This is a genomic window from Neobacillus sp. SAB-20_R2A, assembly GCF_049568635.1.
Classification (GTDB): Bacteria; Bacillota; Bacilli; order Bacillales; family Cytobacillaceae; genus Neobacillus; species Neobacillus citreus.
The window spans coordinates 5,737,877-5,756,013 of sequence record NZ_CP145895.1 but is presented as its reverse complement, the minus strand read 5'-3'; the positions used below and the strand labels follow the sequence as shown (position 1 = coordinate 5,756,013).

The following is an 18,137-nucleotide window of genomic DNA, read 5'->3' as shown; positions in this document are numbered from 1 at the left end:
AAAAAATTTTAGGAATTTTGTGTAAAACAATTCAACTTCTGCTATTTTTTTTGTAAAATAGAATAAGTGGATTAAAACGCTTACATTTCCTTTTTTAATTAAATGCGTGGGCAGGGTGATCCCCTGAACCTGCGTTAGTTTTTGCAGCAGTGTTGAGCGAGCGTTCAGTCGATGATGAAATCAGCACGCTCCCACTTTTTTATGTACCAGTGACTGAAAATTGGGAAAAGGCATAATTGTTTTTTGAAATAAAAACAGGGGAAGGGAATGTTTTGAATGAGCAGAACGGTTATCTTAAGCGGGGTTAGAACGCCTTTTGGTAAATTGGGCGGGGCATTGAGCGGCTTTAGCGCCTCTCAGTTAGGCGGTATAGCCATTAAAGAAGCGTTACAACGTGCTAATGTGAATCCGGAAGACGTGCAAGAAGTGATATTTGGATCAGTCCTGCAGGGTGGACAAGGGCAAATCCCATCACGCCAAGCGGCGCGGGGCGCCGGGTTGCCATGGGAAGTGAAAACAGAAACGATTAACAAGGTTTGTGCATCAGGTCTGCGCAGCGTCACGCTTGCTGACCAAATCATCCGCGCCGGCGATGAAGAAGTGATTGTTGCAGGTGGTATGGAATCAATGTCAAATGCACCGTACATTTTGCCAAAAGCAAGGTGGGGCCTAAGAATGGGCGACGCGGCTGTTCAGGATTTGATGATTCACGATGGATTGAGCTGCAGCTTTACCGGTGTGCATATGGGAACGTACGGAAACTCGACTGCTGAAGAGATGTCGCTTAGTCGCGAAGCACAGGATGAGTGGGCATTAAGAAGCCACCAGCGGGCCATTGAAGCAATCGAGAGCGGCAAGTTTGCCGAAGAGATTGTGAAGGTGGAGGTGCCGCAGCGCAAAGGGGCGCCGGTAGTAGTCGAGCATGATGAAGCGCCGCGGAAAGACACTTCTATAGAAAAATTAGCGAAGCTTGGACCGGCGTTTAATGGCGAAGGTACCATCACAGCCGGAAACGCACCTGGGGTCAATGATGGGGCCGGTGCACTCGTGTTGATGAGCGAGGAACGTGCAGAGCGTGAAGGCCGGCGGGTAGAAGCGGTCATTATCGGCCAGGCTGCGATTGCGGTCGAAGCCAAGGACTTCCCGCAAACACCGGGACTTGTTATCAATGAAATTTTACGAAAAACAGGCCGAAACCTTGAGGAAATTGACTTGTTTGAAATTAACGAAGCGTTTGCGGCCGTAGCGCTGGCGAGCGGCCAAATCGCTGGCTTGGATCCGGAAAAAGTCAATGTCAACGGCGGTGCGGTTGCCCTTGGCCATCCAATTGGCGCAAGCGGAGCGCGCATCATCATTACTTTGTTGCATGAGTTAAAGCGCCGCGGTGGCGGGATCGGTATCGCGGCCATCTGCAGTGGCGGCGGCCAGGGCGATGCGATTATGATTGAGGTGCCGAAGAGGTAACTGGTGGAGCTTACTCGCGGATAGAGTGGGTTTACTCTCGGATGAGAGCGAAATACTCGCGGATAGAGTGGCCTTACTCGTGGATAAGGGAGAAATACTCTCGATAGAGTGGCCTTACTCTCAGATAAGGAAGAAATACTCTCGGATAGAGCGAACTTACTCTCGGATGAGAGGGAATTACTCTCGAGTAAAAAAATAATACAAAAAATCGCAGCCGGTCCGTCTTTCGGCCGCGAATCGGAGGGGAAAACATGAAGGTTGAAAAGGTAATGGTAATTGGGGCTGGCCAAATGGGCTCGGGAATTGCCCAGGTTTGTGCACAAGCTGGTTATAAGGTTATTTTAAACGATTTGAAATCGGAGTTTGTTGAGCGCGGACTCGGGGTTATTAACAAAAACCTATCCCGCAACGTAGAAAAAGGACGCCTAACTGAGGAGCAAAAGCAAGAGGTGCTTAGTAACCTGACTCCATCAACAGACCTGCAAGATGCATCCAGCGTGGATCTTGTCATCGAAGCAGCTGTTGAAAACATGGAAATCAAAACAAAAATCTTTGCGCAACTGGACGAAATTGCACCGGCGCATGCGATTTTAGCAAGCAATACCTCCTCGCTGCCGATTACGGAAATCGCAGCAGCAACGAAGCGCCCGGAAAAGGTCATCGGTATGCACTTCATGAATCCGGTGCCTGTCATGAGGCTGGTGGAAATCATCCGCGGCTTGGCAACAGCTGATGAAGTGTATCAGGTCATCGAGGACATGACAAAAACGTTAGCTAAAGTACCTGTAGAGGTAAACGACTTCCCTGGCTTTGTTGCCAACCGCGTGTTGATGCCGATGATTAACGAAGCGATCTATACATTGTACGAGGGCGTGGCCACTAAGGAAGCCATCGACGAAGTAATGAAGCTTGGCATGAATCACCCAATGGGACCGTTAACGCTTGCTGACTTTATCGGTTTGGATACCTGCCTTTACATCATGGAAACATTGCACGAAGGCTTTGGCGATGACAAGTACCGCCCATGCCCGCTGCTGCGTAAATATGTAAAAGCAGGCTGGCTGGGTAAGAAAACCGGACGCGGATTTTATGTATACGAATAAGCTTTGAAGTCGTCAAATTTTACAAAAATAGAAAGATAGAGATAACGGTATGGTCTACTCGGGAGAGAATTTTTTCAAGAATAGCAGTAGGGGTCTTAAAAATAGGAGCAGCAAGATTCAAGCAAAGAATACAGTTTCCTCGAGAAAGGGGCTTTAAAAATGAGTTCGGTCACACTACTTTCTCCAAAAGGGGAGTTCAGCATGAATCTTACATTCACAGAAGAGCAAGAAATGATGCGCAAAATGGTGCGCGACTTTGCAACCAGCGAAGTTACGCCGTTTATAGTAAAAATGGAAAAAGGAGAGTTCCCACGTGAAATTCTCCGCAAAATGGGCGGGCTTGGCCTGATGGGCATCCCGGTTCCGGAGCAATACGGCGGCGCTGAGATGGATTTCACCTCCTATATCATCGCCATCAACGAGCTTTCCAAGGTCAGCGCGACAATGGGCGTGATTTTGTCGGTGCACACCTCCGTCGGCACGAACCCGATTCTTTACTTTGGAACGGAGGAGCAGAAGCAAAAGTACGTACCAAAGCTGGCTTCAGGCGAGTACCTTGGGGCCTTTTGCTTAACCGAGCCGAGCGCTGGATCGGATGCTGCCAGCATGAAGTCGCGAGCGGTTCGCGATGGCGGCCATTATGTGATTAACGGCTCCAAGGTCTTTATCACCAATGGCGGCGAGGCCGAAGTTTACATCGTTTTTGCAAAAACTAATCCGGAATTGGGCGCCAAAGGCGTATCGGCTTTTATTGTTGAAAAAAATACCCCTGGACTGGTGATTGGCAAGGATGAGAAAAAGATGGGCCTGCATGGCTCGAGAACGGTGCAGCTTACATTTGAGGATATGCGCGTTCCGGCTGAGAACCTGCTTGGCGCAGAAGGCGAAGGTTTCAAGATTGCAATGGCCAACCTCGATGCCGGCCGCATCGGAATTGCTGCCCAGGCGCTTGGGATAGCCGAAGCCGCACTGTCGGCCGCAACCGAGTATGCGAAGGGGCGCCATCAGTTTGGGAAACCGATTGCCACCCAACAGGGGATTGGCTTTAAGCTTGCCGACATGGCGACAAATGTAGAGGCTGCTAGATTACTAGTTTATCGAGCTGCGGATATGCGCGGGCAGGGCTTAAAATGCGGCATGGAAGCGTCGATGGCGAAGCTTTTTGCAACAAGAACAGCGGTTGAGGTGGCGACAGAAGCGATCCAGGTTTTCGGAGGCTACGGCTATACCGAGGATTATCCGGTTGAGCGTTACTTCCGCGATGCCAAAGTGACGGAGATTTATGAGGGCACGAGCGAGATTCAGAGGATTGTGATTAGCAAGCATCTTTAAGGATGGAATTGTAGATATCCTTGGAAATTTTGTAGATATATTTTAAAAATTGTAGATATCTTTTGGAACTTTGTAGATATATTTAAAAATTTGTAGATATCCCATTAATATTTGTAGATAAAACTGAGGAGGATACCCAAAATGAACTTCAAATTAACCGAAGAACATGAAATGATTCGTAAAATGGTGCGCGATTTTGCGCAGAACGAGATTGCTCCAACGGCTGCTGAGCGTGATGAGGAAGAGCGCTTTGACCGGGAGATTTTTGACAAAATGGCGGAGCTTGGCTTAACCGGAATTCCATGGCCGGAAGAGTACGGCGGCATCGGCAGTGATTATCTTGCTTACTGTATCGCGGTTGAAGAGCTTTCCCGCGTCGATTCGTCAGTCGGGGTTACCCTTTCTGCACACACATCTCTTGCCAGCTGGCCAATTTACAAGTTCGGTAATGAAGAGCAAAAGCAAAAATATCTTCGTCCACTGGCTGAAGGTTCAAAAATCGGAGCTTATGGCTTAACCGAGCCAGGCAGCGGCTCTGATGCAGGCGGGATGAGAACGATGGCACGTCTTGAGGGCGACCACTACGTGCTGAATGGTTCGAAAATTTTCATTACCAATGGCGGCGAGGCTGACATTTATGTCGTATTTGCACTAACCGATCCATCCAACAAGCAGCGCGGCACAACAGCATTTATCGTTGAAAAGGATTTCGCGGGATTCTCTGTTGGGAAAAAAGAAAAGAAACTGGGTATTCGTTCATCACCGACAACAGAAATTATTTTTGAAGATTGCAAGGTTCCGGTTGAAAATAGACTTGGCGAAGAGGGCGAAGGCTTTAAAGTGGCGATGATGACACTGGATGGCGGCCGCAACGGCATCGCGGCGCAGGCAGTCGGTATTGCTCAAGGTGCGCTTGATGCAGCAGTGGACTATGCGAAGGAACGCGTTCAGTTCGGCAAACCAATCGCCGCCAACCAAGGTATCAGCTTCAAGCTTGCAGATATGGCGACAAACATTGAAGCAGCAAGACTATTAACCTATCAGGCAGCATGGCTTGAGTCCAACGGCCTTCCATATGGCAAAGAGTCCGCTATGTCAAAACTGTTTGCAGGCGATACTGCGATGAAGGTAACAACAGAAGCAGTTCAGGTGTTCGGAGGCTACGGCTATACGAAGGATTATCCGGTTGAACGCTTCATGCGTGATGCAAAAATCACGCAAATTTACGAGGGCACTCAGGAAATTCAGCGCCTTGTTATTTCTAGAATGATTACGAAGTAAAACGAAAAGCGGAAGCGCCTTGACCAGGGGCACGAGGCTAGACGAGCCGGCGAGAAGGCTGCTTTTTAGCCTTCTTGACGGATTGGCTTATGACCCCGAGCCCCTAGGCGCTGTAGCTAGACAAGGGACGGTTCGAGCGTATGAATAAACGGGAGGTTCAGGCCTCGGTCAAAGATGAGCGCCTCGTGCAAAAGAGGCGCGACCAAATGATCAAAGGGGCCGTTGCACTTTTTAAAGAGAAGGGGTTTCATCGGACAACGACCCGGGAAATTGCCAGAGCGGCGGGCTTTAGCATCGGGACATTGTACGAGTACATCCGGACGAAGGAAGATATTTTATATCTGGTGTGCGACAGCATCTATGATCATGTGAAAGAGCAGCTCGAGGAGAACCTTGATCACAAGCAAGGGACATTAGAGAGCTTAAAAGTGGGAATTGCAAACTTTTTTTATGTTATGGATGAATTGCAGGACGAAATCCTCGTCATGTATCAGGAAGTAAAGTCCTTAACCAAGGACGCCCTTCCATATGTGTTAAAAAAGGAATTAGAGATGGTCGCCATGTTTGAAAATATGCTCCATAAATGTGTGGAAAACGGCGAGTTAGAACTGTCGGAAAAACAAATCAAAATCATCGCCCACGATATTTTTGTCCAGGGGCAAATGTGGGGCTTTCGCCGCTGGGCGCTCCGGAAGCTGTTTACTTTGGACGAATACATTGAACTGCAGACGGAGTTTATTTTTAAAGGGCTTGGGGTAAAAAGAGACGGTTAAAAGAAGTAATTCAAGAATTTTAAAATACAAGGGGGCCAAATTGAGATGAGTACAACCGGAAAATATCAGCCGAAGCATCATATTCGCTTTGTGACCGCGTCGAGTTTGTTTGACGGCCATGATGCTTCCATCAATATCATGCGGCGCATCCTTCAATCAAGCGGGGCCGAGGTCATTCACCTTGGCCACAACCGCTCGGTCGAGGAGGTTGTCAACGCCGCCATTCAGGAAGATGCCCAAGGCATTGCGATTTCCTCTTATCAAGGGGGGCATGTTGAATACTTTAAATACATGTACGACCTATTAAAAGAAAAAGGCGCATCGCATATCCGAATTTATGGCGGCGGCGGGGGCGTCATCATCCCAAGAGAAATCAATGAACTCCAAGAGTACGGCATTGCCGGCATCTTCTCGCCGGAAGACGGCCGAAAGCTCGGATTGCAGGGCATGATCGACCTGATGATTCAAGAGTGTGATTTTTCAACGGTTGCTTCGGAAAATATCCCAGAGCAAATCGAAAAGCTGCCGACGGGTGACACGAATGCCGTTGCCAAGTTGATTACAATTGCGGAAAATCATGTTGACCAAAAAAATGAGGCGGCTGCCACGGCTGAGCAGGTTCTTGAAAAAGTGAAGGAGCTTGAGAAGTCGATTCCGGTTATCGGGATCACCGGTACGGGAGGCGCTGGAAAAAGCTCGCTGACCGACGAATTGATTCGCCGATTTATCAACGAGTTTCCAGCAAAAAAGGTCGCGATCCTTTCCGTTGACCCAACCAAACAAAAAACGGGCGGGGCGCTTCTTGGCGACCGAATCCGTATGAATGCGATTTTTTCACCAAACGTCTATATGCGCAGCTTGGCAACCCGTGCATCAAGGAGCGAATTGTCGCTGGCCATTAAAGACGCCGTAGCGGTCACGAAGGCAGCCGGATTTGATCTGGTTATCGTCGAAACGAGTGGAATCGGCCAGGGCGACGCCGGCATCACGGAAATTTGCGATGTCGCGATGTACGTCATGACCAGTGAGTTCGGGGCGCCGTCCCAGCTTGAGAAAATCGACATGATTGACTTTGCCGACCTGATTGTCATCAATAAATTTGAGCGTAAGGGCTCCGAGGACGCGAAGCGCCAGGTGCAGAAGCAGTACCAGCGCAGCCATATGCTTTTTGAAAAGGACCCATCCGAAATGCCGGTGTACGGCACAATCGCCAGCCAGTTCAATGACCCTGGCACGAATGCCTTATTTGCGGCTCTCGTTGAAAAAATTAATGAAAAAGCTGCGACCGATTGGGTGACATCGTACAGCAAAGAGGCGAAGGTTGAAAAGCAAAATATCATCATTCCGACAGACCGCCGTTATTACTTACGGGAAATTTCCGAGACCGTTCGCGGCTATCATAAAAAAGCGGAGCAGCAGGCGAATATTTCCCGGAAATTATTCCAGCTGGAAGGCGCTATCGAAGCGGTGAAGGACCAGCCGGAAGTCGTTGCGGCTCTCGAAGCGGTTAAACAGCAAACCGAAGCGCAGCTGACACCTGAGTCGAAGCTTATCTTGGACGGTTGGGAACAAACAAAAGCAGCTTACACAGCTGACAAATTCGTTACCAGAATCCGCGACAAAGAAATCATTACCATTTTAAAAACAAAGAGCTTATCAGGGCTTGATATTCCAAAAGTGGCTCTGCCGAAATACAAGGATTACGGCGAAATCCTTCGCTGGGTGTACCGCGAGAACCTGCCAGGTTCTTTCCCGTACACAGCAGGCGTATTCCCGTTCAAGCGCGAAGGGGAGGATCCAAAACGCCAGTTTGCCGGCGAAGGCACACCGGAACGGACGAACCGCCGTTTCCACTATTTATCGAAGGATGATTCGGCAAAACGCTTAAGTACGGCGTTTGATTCAGTAACCCTATATGGGGAAGATCCGGATTACCGTCCGGACATTTACGGGAAAGTCGGCGAAAGCGGCGTCAGCGTTTGTACGTTAGACGATATGAAAAAGCTGTACGATGGCTTTGACCTCTGTCATCCGTCGACATCCGTATCGATGACGATTAATGGTCCGGCACCAATCATCCTGGCGATGTTCATGAACACGGCAATTGACCAGCAGGTGAAACGTAAAGAAGCTGAACTAGGCCGCGTTCTGACCGTCGAAGAATTTGCCGCAGTTCGGGCCTATACGTTGAAAACCGTCCGCGGTACGGTCCAGGCTGATATTTTAAAAGAAGACCAAGGCCAAAATACATGTATTTTTTCAACAGAATTTGCTTTAAGGATGATGGGCGATATCCAGCAATATTTCATCGACCATCAGGTGCGTAACTATTATTCCGTGTCGATTTCCGGCTATCATATTGCCGAAGCGGGCGCGAACCCGATTTCGCAGCTGGCATTTACCTTGTCGAACGGTTTCACTTACGTTGAGTATTATTTGAGCCGCGGCATGAACATTGATGACTTCGCGCCAAACCTGTCGTTCTTCTTCTCGAATGGTTTGGATCCGGAGTATACGGTGATTGGCCGGGTGGCGCGCCGCATTTGGGCGACTGTCATGCGTGACAAGTATGGTGCCAACGAGCGCAGCCAAAAGCTGAAATACCATGTGCAGACATCGGGACGTTCGCTGCACGCGCAGGAAATCGATTTTAATGATATCCGCACCACGCTTCAAGCATTGATGGCGCTGCAAGATAACTGCAACTCGCTGCATACGAATGCATACGATGAGGCGATTACGACACCGACCGAGGAATCGGTCCGTCGGGCAATGGCGATTCAGATGATTATCACTAAGGAGCACGGCTTGACGAAGAATGAAAATCCGCTTCAGGGCTCGTTTATCGTAGAAGAGCTGACTGATTTAGTTGAAGAAGCGGTGCTTCAAGAATTCGAACGGCTGAATGACCGCGGCGGAGTCTTAGGCGCAATGGAAACTCAGTACCAGCGCGGCAAGATTCAGGATGAGTCGATGCACTATGAAATGTTAAAACATACGGGCGAACTGCCGATTATCGGGGTAAATACGTATTTGAATCCAAATCCTCCATCCGAGGAAGCGATTGATAATATGGAATTGGCTCGGGCAACGACGGAGGAGAAAGAGCTGCAGATTCACAATTTGCGTGCCTTCCATGATGCGCACGCAGCAGAATCCGCTGCAGCGCTGAAGCGGTTGAAGGAAGCGGCCACAAGCGGCGGCAACATCTTTGCCGAACTTATGGAAACCGTCAAAGTCGCCAGTCTCGGCCAAATCACACGCGCCCTATACGAAGTAGGCGGACAGTATCGCCGAAATATGTAATGAGTGGAGACGTTAATCAAAAGGGGGGCACTTCCCCCTTTTTTGATTTTCAAAAAATATTTTCCAATATTATGATATATCCTATATAATCAATATAGTATTTTACCTCCAGAGGTTATGGGCAGGTGTCAGCTTATGAGAGTAAATCATATCATCATGGTTTTAATAATTACAGCCTGGCCATTATATTATCTTTATGAACTGCAACTAGGTGCTGTTTCGTTCCTGTTGCTGGCCATCTTCTTTTTGTACATATCTCTTAAAGAGCTAAAAATAGTAAGAGAACAGATTAAAAAGGATGAAGAGAAGCCAAAAAAGGAAAAAATCAAGTAAAACAAACAGCTAGAACTAGCATAAACCTCTAGAATTTGTTTATAATGAGGAATATGCGTTTTTAAGGAAAAACTTTGAAATAGCCGTTATTCACTCTACTAAGAGTGTTAAATAGAGAAAGGAAGTGCCGATATTGAGTTTAGCAATGTACTCAAAAGAGGAGCTGCAAGAGTTATCGCTCATCGAAATGGCTTATGAATTTATGAAAAATAGTAAGCAGCCAGTCGCCTTCGCTGATTTAGTGAAGGAAATTACCAAGGCTGCGGGTATTTCTGAATCAGAAATGCGTGCTCGTCTGGCACAGTTTTACACCGATTTAAATATCGATGGCCGGTTCTTGACTTTAGGTGAAAACCGCTGGGGACTTCGCGTTTGGTATCCGGTTGATACCCAAGAGGAAGAAGTTGTCGCAGTCGTCAAATCGAAGAAGAAGAAGAAGAAGGTTGTCGAAGACGAGGATATCGATGAAATCGACGAATTTGAAGAACTCGATGACGAAGACTACGACGATGTCGACGACTTTGAAGAGGAAGATGATCTCCTTGACGATGAAGAGGAGAACCTTGACGAGATTGATGAAATCGACGACGAATTCGAAGATGAAGATGACGTTCTTGAGGATGACGAAGAACTTGAATTCGAAGATGATGAAGAACTTGAAGATGACCTAGAAGAGGAAGAAGAACTTGAACTAGAAGATGAGGAAGAGGACGAGGATCTCTAATCTTAAACATCTTATCTCGGGATGAATAGGCTTGACTTTTTCATCAGCCCCTTGTATCATCTTGTTTGGGCTCCTTAAAAAGGACCATTCGAACGAATGTATACGCGCTCCCTTACAATGCGTAAGAGGAGCGCTTTTTATTTTGATAAAAACCCAGCTGTTATGGGGTTTTTTATTTTTTGGAGCAGCAGAAAAATAATTTTTGCAAAAATACCCTTTAACATTCTGAATAATGCACAAACTGTATCTGAGGGGGAATATTTACATGACAAAGTATATTTTTGTAACTGGCGGTGTTGTTTCATCGCTTGGAAAAGGGATTACCGCCGCATCTTTAGGACGCTTATTGAAAAATCGCGGCTTAAGCGTGACCACTCAAAAATTAGACCCGTACATCAACGTTGACCCGGGAACAATGAGCCCGTATCAACACGGCGAAGTGTTCGTAACCGATGATGGTGCGGAAACGGATTTGGATTTGGGCCACTATGAGCGTTTTATCGACATTAACGTAAACAAGTACAGCAACGTGACAACTGGAAAAATTTATTCCACTGTCCTTCGCAAAGAGCGCCGCGGTGACTATCTTGGCGCAACCGTGCAAGTTATTCCGCACATTACTAACGAAATCAAGGACCGTGTCTTCCGTGCCGGCAAAGAAACAAATGCCGATGTGGTAATTACGGAAATTGGCGGTACTGTCGGTGACATCGAGTCCCTGCCGTTTTTAGAAGCAATCCGCCAAATTAAAAGCGATATTGGCAGTGAAAACGTCATGTATATTCACTGTTCACTTGTTCCTTATATTAAAGCGGCTGGTGAAATGAAGACAAAGCCAACCCAGCACAGCGTAAAAGAGCTGCGCAGCCTTGGCATTCAGCCAAATATTATTGTTGTTCGTACTGAAATGGAAATTTCGCAGGATATGAAAGATAAACTAGCGTTATTCTGCGATATTGATGCAAAAGCAGTGATCGAGTGCCGTGATGCCGATACGCTATACTCCATTCCACTTGCTTTGCAGGAGCAAAACATGGACCAAATCGTCTGCGACCATTTGAAGCTGCAAACTGGGGAAGCGGATATGACTGAGTGGAAAGCACTAGTTGACCGTGTGTTGAATCTTGCCAATAAGACTCGTATCGGGTTAGTCGGTAAATACGTGGAACTTCAGGATGCCTATATTTCCGTAGTTGAAGCGTTGAAGCATGCTGGTTACGCGTTTGATTCCGATGTAGAAATTAAGTGGATTAATGCTGAAGAAGTGACTAGCGAAAATGTGGCGGAACTTCTTGATGAGGTAGATGGAGTGCTGATTCCAGGCGGCTTCGGTGACCGCGGTGTTGAAGGGAAAATTGAAGCGATCCGCTATGCGCGTGAGTCCAAAAAGCCATTGCTTGGCATCTGCTTAGGCATGCAGCTGGCGACCATTGAATTTGCCCGCAACGTGCTTGGCTATAAAGATGCTCATTCTTCTGAGTTCGTACCGGAAACTCAGCATCCGATCATTGACCTGCTTCCAGAGCAGAAGGATGTCGAGGATCTAGGCGGAACGTTACGTCTTGGTCTGTACCCTTGCCGTGTTGTTGAGGGAACAAAAGCCCATGAAGCGTACGAAAATAATGTCGTTTACGAGCGCCATCGTCATCGTTATGAGTTCAACAATCATTATCGTCAAGAAATGGAAGAGGCAGGCTTTGTCTTCTCAGGGACAAGCCCAGACGGCCGTTTAGTGGAAATCATTGAGTTGAAGGATCACCCATGGTTTGTGGCATCCCAGTTCCATCCGGAATTCATCTCTAGACCAAACCGCCCGCAGCCTTTGTTCCGTGACTTTATTAAGGCTACTTTACAGAAATAATTTTTTGAAATAATAAGACCAGTTATCCGGGCGCGGGACTGGTCTTTGTTTTTTGGTTAAAAATGGGTGGTTGGCGAGTGAAATGAGGAATTTGGCGAGTAAATGGTGATATTCGGCGAGTAAAAGTTAAAAACGAGCGCGTAAATCATGAAATCTGGCGAGTAAATTTCAATTTTAGGCGAGTAAATTAAAACGGCCCTCGTTACAAGGACCGTTTCGCTTACATTTCGTATTCCGCCAAGATCTCTTCAATCGTAAATTTCAATCCATAGTACACAAACAAGGCTGCCATCGAGGACGGATAGCCAATTCGGTTCCCAAACTCGTCCGGCAGCAAGCCCTTTGTCAGTCGCAAATCAATATGAACATCAGCAATTTCTGCTAGTCCACCTGTAGAAACATCCATCACAGTGGAAACAGCCACAAACGGAATCCCTTTTTCCTGAAGTTGAGCCGCAATCGACAGAGCAGCCTCATCCGTAGAAGTCCGCGCGAAAATTAATACACGATCGGCGATATCCAGGTCAGCCGCAGACTCCATAGACAAAGCCCTCGCTGATTTTAAAGGCTCAGCACCATCCACCGCTTCAGCTGAAACAGCCTTCATTTCTTTTTCACCATAAATATAAATAGAGCCGTCGCCGACAGGGGCCTGGGCAAGCAGGCGGGCCGCATCCTCAAACGCAAACTCTTCTTTTTCCTCTATTCTTTTAAATAAACCCATTAATTGAGTAGTGAACATTTTTAACATAAAAACCCTCCTCATATGCACTAATATTATAGACCTTTTTATAAAAATGCCAAAATAAATAAATTTCCATAAAATAACATGCTCAGTTTCTAAAAATGATGCAGGATTTTTTCCTCAAGGAGGAGAATTTAATAATGATATATACATATTGAATCTATTAAATGAGGGAAGAGGTGGAAGAATGAAGGAGAAAATTTTAATCGTTGACGACCAGTTCGGCATCCGCATTTTATTGAATGAGGTTTTTCAAAAAGAAGGGTATCAGACCTTTCAGGCTGCCAACGGAGTGCAGGCGCTGGAGATTGTGAAAACACATGACCCGGACCTCGTGCTGTTGGATATGAAAATTCCAGGCATGGACGGGATTGAAATTTTAAAAAGAATGAAAGTGCTCGACCCGGACATTCGCGTCATTATCATGACCGCTTACGGCGAACTGGACATGATTCAGGAAGCAAAAGACCTTGGCGCCATCACCCACTTTGCCAAGCCGTTTGACATCGACGACATTCGTGCTGCCGTCAGAAAACATATCCCGCAAAAAACGAATTAATATATTTTTGAAAAAAAGCAACGTCATATCGTTTGCTTTTTTTCATCCAGCGGAATGACGGCGTTTTCATTATGACACTTTTACAAAACGCTGTTAGATTAATAGCAATTCTTACTTTCTTTTGATATGATACATAGTGAAAAATTGATTGGCTGCTATCTTTTGGAAACGATACATAATCAGCCATATGATGGGAAAAATCAATATGGATAAACTCATTTCTGAAAGATACCGACCGAATTTAAGGAGGAAGAGATATGCCATTAGTTTCCATGACAGAAATGCTCAACAAGGGTAAAGCAGAAGGCTATGCTGTTGGGCAATTTAACATCAATAACTTAGAATTCACACAAGCTATTCTTCAAGCTGCTCAAGAAGAGAATTCACCTGTAATTCTTGGTGTCTCTGAAGGCGCTGGCCGTTACATCGGCGGATTCAAAACCGTTGTGAAAATGGTAGAAGGCTTAATGGAAGATTATAAAATTACGGTACCAGTGGCTATCCACCTTGACCATGGTTCAAGTTTTGAAAAATGTAAAGAAGCAATTGATGCAGGTTTTACATCTGTTATGATCGATGCTTCACACCACCCATTTGAAGAGAACGTGGAAATCACTAAAAAGGTAGTAGACTACGCTCATTCAAAAGGTGTTTCCGTTGAAGCTGAACTAGGAACAGTTGGCGGACAAGAGGACGACGTTTCTGGAAGCATTATCTATGCTGACGCTAACGAGTGTGTTGAATTAGTTAAACGCACAGGTATCGACTGTTTAGCTCCTGCATTAGGTTCAGTACACGGTCCTTATAAAGGCGAACCAAATCTTGGTTTCAAAGAAATGGAAGAGATCGGTAAACTTACTGGTATGCCACTAGTATTACACGGTGGTACTGGTATCCCAACAAAGGACATCCAGCGTTCTGTTTCACTTGGAACTGCAAAAATTAACGTAAACACTGAAAACCAAATTGCTTCTGCAAAAACAGTTCGTGAAGTGCTAGCTGCTAAACCAAACGAGTATGACCCACGCAAATACTTGGGACCTGCTCGCGATGCCATCAAAGAAACTGTAATTGGCAAAATGCGCGAATTCGGTTCTTCAGGCAAAGCCTAAGAAGCGCTTTTTTGTAGTTATGATAAAATAAACCGCCCTACCAATAGGGCGGTTTCCGTGTGTTCAAAGTATATAGAAAATTTAGGCGAAAATGGAGGAGAGCAACATGAAATTTTTTATTGATACAGCCAACCTGGAAGAAATCCGCGAAGCGCATGACCTTGGTTTATTAGCAGGAGTTACCACAAACCCATCCCTTGTGGCAAAAGAAAAAGGTGTTTCTTTTCACGACCGTTTAAGAGAAATTACCGCCCTTGTACCTGGTTCTGTCAGCGCGGAAGTTATTGCCCTTGATGCAGAAGGCATGATCAAAGAAGGCCTCGAGCTTGCTGCCATCGCACCAAATATCACCGTCAAAGTTCCAATGACTCCAGATGGCCTGAAAGCGGTCCATGCTTTTTCAAAAAAAGGCATTAAAACAAACGTAACTTTAATCTTCAACGCGAACCAAGCTCTGCTTGCTGCCCGCGCCGGCGCAACCTATGTATCTCCATTCTTGGGAAGACTGGATGATATCGGTCAAAACGGCTTAGACTTAATTTCCACAATTGCTGACATTTTCGCCGTTCATGACATTAAAACGGAAATCATCGCGGCGTCTATCCGCCACCCGCTGCATGTTACGGAGGCAGCATTAAGAGGCGCGCATATCGCGACCATTCCTTACAAAGTATTGATGGGACTTACTCAGCATCCACTAACAGACAAAGGGATCGAAGCTTTCTTGAAAGATTGGAATAACCGTCAAGAAGCGTAAGATTTTCATGGAAATTTCCGCCTTTTTAAAATGCTGGAATCCCTGTAAAAAAGGCATAATGGTTCCGCTGTTTTTCCATTTTCGTGTAAATTTTTTTATTTGTCATACATGAAAATATAATTTTCGTGTAAACTATAAATTAGACAACCTGTCGGAATTTGACTTATAATGTTGGAAAAATATACCTGTAGCCTTATTTTGGTTTAAAGGTGCTTTTTTTCGGGCAGTCTGCTAGAAAAGCTCGGTGAAAAACAGACTTGCGTCACGGTCAAAGAAGTACCATTCCATTCAATCGATAAATCAATTTTTATATAGGCTTAGAAGGGAGTCGAAAATGGAAAAACTTAAAATTGCGGGCGGATATCCATTAAAGGGAACTGTAAGGGTTAGCGGTGCCAAAAATAGTGCTGTTGCCCTTATACCTGCGACGATTTTAGCGGAATCACCCGTTACAATCGAAGGACTGCCTGATATTTCCGATGTTGAAATTTTAAAGGACTTGCTTGAGGAAATCGGCGGCACTGTGAATATTACAGACGATGAAATGACGGTTGACCCATCGGCAATGATCTCCATGCCGCTGCCAAATGGCAAAGTTAAAAAGCTGCGCGCTTCTTATTATTTAATGGGCGCGATGCTCGGCCGCTTCAAAAAGGCAGTGATTGGGCTGCCCGGCGGCTGTCACTTGGGACCAAGACCGATTGACCAGCATATCAAAGGCTTTGAAGCGCTTGGTGCCCAAATCACGAACGAGCAGGGAGCTATTTATCTGCGCGCGGACGAGCTTCGCGGCGCCCGGATTTATCTGGACGTCGTCAGTGTCGGAGCAACGATTAATATCATGCTGGCAGCGGTAAGAGCGAAAGGCAGAACGATAATTGAAAACGCCGCCAAAGAGCCGGAAATTATTGATGTCGCGACTCTGCTTACCAATATGGGGGCGAAAATCAAAGGGGCCGGTACCGATGTCATCCGGATTGACGGAGTGGACAGCCTTCATGGCTGCCGCCATACCATCATTCCAGACCGGATTGAGGCCGGAACCTATATGATTCTTGGCGCAGCAATGGGCGAGGGCGTGCTGATTGATAACGTGATTCCGCAGCACTTGGAATCGTTGATTGCTAAGCTTCGCGAAATGGGCGTGAATATCGAATCCGGCGATGACCAAGTGTTTGTCAACGGCCCTTCGAACCTGAAAGCCGTCGATATCAAAACGCTTGTTTATCCGGGCTTTCCAACCGACCTGCAGCAGCCATTTACTGCCCTGTTAACAAAGGCAGCGGGCTCAAGTGTGGTAACTGACACTATTTATGGTGCCCGATTTAAGCATATTGATGAATTAAGAAGAATGAACGCCAACATTAAAGTGGAGGGACGCTCTGCTATTATCAACGGACCGATCCAGCTCCACGGTGCCAAAGTCAAGGCGAGCGACCTTCGTGCCGGAGCAGCACTGTTCATTGCCGGTCTAATGGCGGAAGGAATCACCGAAGTAACCGGTCTCGACCACATCGACCGCGGCTACAGCAACCTGGTCGAAAAATTAAACGGCCTTGGCGCCACCGTCTGGCGGGAGGCATTAACACAGGAAGAATTAGAGCACCTTAAAAACACATAATGAGATATACTTATGAATGAACGAAGTCTCATCAGAAAAAAATGGGGGATGGAGAACAATGGAAAGAAGTTTAACGATGGAGCTTGTCCGGGTAACTGAAGCAGCAGCGCTTGCTTCCGCACGCTGGATGGGCCGCGGTAAAAAAGACGAAGCAGATGGAGCAGCCACTTCGGCGATGCGCGATGTGTTTGACACCATTCCGATGAAAGGAACCGTTGTCATCGGTGAAGGGGAAATGGACGAAGCGCCAATGCTTTATATTGGAGAAAAGCTTGGGAATGGCTACGGGCCTCGTGTCGATGTTGCCGTTGACCCGCTTGAAGGTACCAATATTTTGGCGTCCGGCGGCTGGAATGCATTAGCTGTTCTCGCTGTGGCTGACCATGGCTGCCTGCTCCATGCTCCAGATATGTATATGGAAAAAATCGCAGTCGGACCGGAAGCAGTTGGGTTAATTGATATCGACGCTCCTGTCATTGATAACCTGAAGGCTGTCGCGAAAGCAAAGAATAAAGACATTCAAGACGTGGTTGCGACTGTGTTGAACCGTCCGCGCCACGAGCATATCATTGCCCAAATTCGTGAAGCGGGTGCCCGCATTAAACTGATTAATGACGGTGATGTGGCTGGGGCCATCAATACTGCTTTTGATAATACCGGTGTTGATATTTTATTCGGTTCGGGTGGTGCACCTGAGGGTGTTATTTCAGCAGTCGCCTTGAAATGCCTTGGCGGTGAACTGATCGGCAAATTGCTGCCGCAAAATGATGCTGAGCTTGAACGCTGTAAAAAAATGGGCTTAGACGTGAGCCGCATTCTCCGTATGGAGGACTTGGTCAAAGGCGACGACGCTATCTTTACGGCAACAGGCGTAACGGACGGGGAACTGTTGCGCGGTGTCCAGTTCAAGGGCTCTCATGCTTCGACCCATTCTGTTGTTATGCGGGCAAAATCCGGGACTGTTCGTTTCATCGACGGCCGACACAGCCTAAACAAAAAACCAAATTTAGTACTATAGGTAGCGAACATCGGGTGGTGCCTTCCACCACCCGAAATTTGCAGAAATCTCCCCATTCTCCATGAGGATTCCTTCCAGAAAATATTTCCAATAAGGGATGTTTGAAAAATAAGTTGATTAACTTTTCGCTGAGAGGGTAAAATAGAGA

Annotated in this window: 15 protein-coding genes; 14 read left to right on the top strand and 1 reads right to left on the bottom strand. The window is 46.7% G+C overall.

Annotation, left to right across the window (positions count from 1 at the left end; all coding sequences use genetic code 11):
* Positions 1 to 276 precede the first annotated feature (276 nt).
* From V5M37_RS28100 to V5M37_RS28060, 9 genes are all read left to right on the top strand, one after another.
* Positions 277 to 1,464, top strand: a complete 1,188-nt coding sequence (locus V5M37_RS28100; protein WP_423800135.1) for an acetyl-CoA C-acetyltransferase — start codon at positions 277 to 279, stop codon at positions 1,462 to 1,464.
* A 251-nt stretch (positions 1,465 to 1,715) separates the two neighbouring features.
* Complete coding sequence (locus tag V5M37_RS28095; RefSeq protein ID WP_423800134.1) at positions 1,716 to 2,567, top strand: 3-hydroxybutyryl-CoA dehydrogenase; 852 nt, start codon at positions 1,716 to 1,718, stop codon at positions 2,565 to 2,567.
* A gap of 201 nt (positions 2,568 to 2,768) precedes the next feature.
* Positions 2,769 to 3,899, top strand: a complete 1,131-nt coding sequence (locus tag V5M37_RS28090) for an acyl-CoA dehydrogenase (RefSeq protein WP_423802695.1) — start codon at positions 2,769 to 2,771, stop codon at positions 3,897 to 3,899.
* A 141-nt stretch (positions 3,900 to 4,040) separates the two neighbouring features.
* Positions 4,041 to 5,180, top strand: a complete 1,140-nt coding sequence (locus V5M37_RS28085) for an acyl-CoA dehydrogenase (RefSeq protein WP_423800133.1) — start codon at positions 4,041 to 4,043, stop codon at positions 5,178 to 5,180.
* A 140-nt stretch (positions 5,181 to 5,320) separates the two neighbouring features.
* Entirely contained in the window at positions 5,321 to 5,953 is a 633-nt protein-coding gene (locus tag V5M37_RS28080) for a TetR/AcrR family transcriptional regulator (RefSeq protein ID WP_423800132.1), read from the top strand.
* Between the two features lie 45 nt (positions 5,954 to 5,998).
* A complete protein-coding gene (gene icmF / locus V5M37_RS28075) occupies positions 5,999 to 9,259 on the top strand; it encodes a fused isobutyryl-CoA mutase/GTPase IcmF (protein WP_423800131.1) in 3,261 nt (1,086 codons plus the stop codon).
* 135 nt (positions 9,260 to 9,394) lie between these two features.
* Entirely contained in the window at positions 9,395 to 9,592 is a 198-nt protein-coding gene (locus V5M37_RS28070) for a hypothetical protein (RefSeq protein ID WP_423800130.1), read from the top strand.
* Between the two features lie 133 nt (positions 9,593 to 9,725).
* Positions 9,726 to 10,316, top strand: coding sequence for a DNA-directed RNA polymerase subunit delta (rpoE, locus tag V5M37_RS28065; protein WP_423800129.1), 591 nt, complete (start codon positions 9,726 to 9,728; stop codon positions 10,314 to 10,316).
* Positions 10,317 to 10,581: 265 nt separating this feature from the next.
* Entirely contained in the window at positions 10,582 to 12,177 is a 1,596-nt protein-coding gene (locus V5M37_RS28060) for a CTP synthase (RefSeq protein ID WP_423800128.1), read from the top strand.
* Between the two features lie 220 nt (positions 12,178 to 12,397).
* Here the strand turns inward: V5M37_RS28060 and V5M37_RS28055 are convergent, their stop codons facing one another.
* Positions 12,398 to 12,928: a DUF2529 domain-containing protein gene (locus V5M37_RS28055; protein WP_423800127.1), complete on the bottom strand. Its 531-nt coding sequence runs from the start codon at positions 12,926 to 12,928 to the stop codon at positions 12,398 to 12,400.
* A gap of 181 nt (positions 12,929 to 13,109) precedes the next feature.
* Between V5M37_RS28055 and V5M37_RS28050 the strand changes: the two genes are divergently transcribed.
* The 5 genes from V5M37_RS28050 to glpX all read left to right on the top strand — a co-directional run bounded on the left by V5M37_RS28050 (position 13,110) and on the right by glpX (position 17,989).
* Positions 13,110 to 13,481 (top strand): response regulator, encoded by a 372-nt coding sequence (locus V5M37_RS28050; protein WP_213117113.1) that lies wholly within the window; start codon positions 13,110 to 13,112, stop codon positions 13,479 to 13,481.
* Positions 13,482 to 13,738: 257 nt separating this feature from the next.
* Positions 13,739 to 14,593 carry a class II fructose-bisphosphate aldolase gene (locus V5M37_RS28045; RefSeq protein ID WP_423800126.1) on the top strand — a complete coding sequence of 285 codons (855 nt, stop codon included), beginning with the start codon at positions 13,739 to 13,741 and terminating at the stop codon, positions 14,591 to 14,593.
* Positions 14,594 to 14,699: 106 nt separating this feature from the next.
* Complete coding sequence (fsa, locus tag V5M37_RS28040) at positions 14,700 to 15,350, top strand: fructose-6-phosphate aldolase (protein ID WP_423800125.1); 651 nt, start codon at positions 14,700 to 14,702, stop codon at positions 15,348 to 15,350.
* 334 nt (positions 15,351 to 15,684) lie between these two features.
* Entirely contained in the window at positions 15,685 to 16,971 is a 1,287-nt protein-coding gene (locus V5M37_RS28035; protein WP_378586571.1) for a UDP-N-acetylglucosamine 1-carboxyvinyltransferase, read from the top strand.
* 58 nt (positions 16,972 to 17,029) lie between these two features.
* Positions 17,030 to 17,989: a class II fructose-bisphosphatase gene (gene glpX, locus V5M37_RS28030; protein WP_213147961.1), complete on the top strand. Its 960-nt coding sequence runs from the start codon at positions 17,030 to 17,032 to the stop codon at positions 17,987 to 17,989.
* The last annotated feature ends 148 nt before the right edge of the window (positions 17,990 to 18,137 follow it).

Excerpts from the sequence above, each read along its gene's own strand:
- V5M37_RS28100 (WP_423800135.1), top strand. The coding sequence starts at position 277 with ATGAGCAGAACGGTTATCTTAAGCGGGGTTAGAACGCCTTTTGGTAAA.
- V5M37_RS28095 (WP_423800134.1), top strand. The coding sequence starts at position 1,716 with ATGAAGGTTGAAAAGGTAATGGTAATTGGGGCTGGCCAAATGGGCTCG.
- V5M37_RS28090 (WP_423802695.1), top strand. The coding sequence starts at position 2,769 with ATGAATCTTACATTCACAGAAGAGCAAGAAATGATGCGCAAAATGGTG.
- V5M37_RS28085 (WP_423800133.1), top strand. The coding sequence starts at position 4,041 with ATGAACTTCAAATTAACCGAAGAACATGAAATGATTCGTAAAATGGTG.
- V5M37_RS28080 (WP_423800132.1), top strand. The coding sequence starts at position 5,321 with ATGAATAAACGGGAGGTTCAGGCCTCGGTCAAAGATGAGCGCCTCGTG.
- icmF (WP_423800131.1), top strand. The coding sequence starts at position 5,999 with ATGAGTACAACCGGAAAATATCAGCCGAAGCATCATATTCGCTTTGTG.
- V5M37_RS28070 (WP_423800130.1), top strand. The coding sequence starts at position 9,395 with ATGAGAGTAAATCATATCATCATGGTTTTAATAATTACAGCCTGGCCA.
- V5M37_RS28060 (WP_423800128.1), top strand. The coding sequence starts at position 10,582 with ATGACAAAGTATATTTTTGTAACTGGCGGTGTTGTTTCATCGCTTGGA.
- V5M37_RS28055 (WP_423800127.1), bottom strand. The coding sequence starts at position 12,928 with ATGTTAAAAATGTTCACTACTCAATTAATGGGTTTATTTAAAAGAATA.
- V5M37_RS28050 (WP_213117113.1), top strand. The coding sequence starts at position 13,110 with ATGAAGGAGAAAATTTTAATCGTTGACGACCAGTTCGGCATCCGCATT.
- V5M37_RS28045 (WP_423800126.1), top strand. The coding sequence starts at position 13,739 with ATGCCATTAGTTTCCATGACAGAAATGCTCAACAAGGGTAAAGCAGAA.
- fsa (WP_423800125.1), top strand. The coding sequence starts at position 14,700 with ATGAAATTTTTTATTGATACAGCCAACCTGGAAGAAATCCGCGAAGCG.
- V5M37_RS28035 (WP_378586571.1), top strand. The coding sequence starts at position 15,685 with ATGGAAAAACTTAAAATTGCGGGCGGATATCCATTAAAGGGAACTGTA.
- glpX (WP_213147961.1), top strand. The coding sequence starts at position 17,030 with ATGGAAAGAAGTTTAACGATGGAGCTTGTCCGGGTAACTGAAGCAGCA.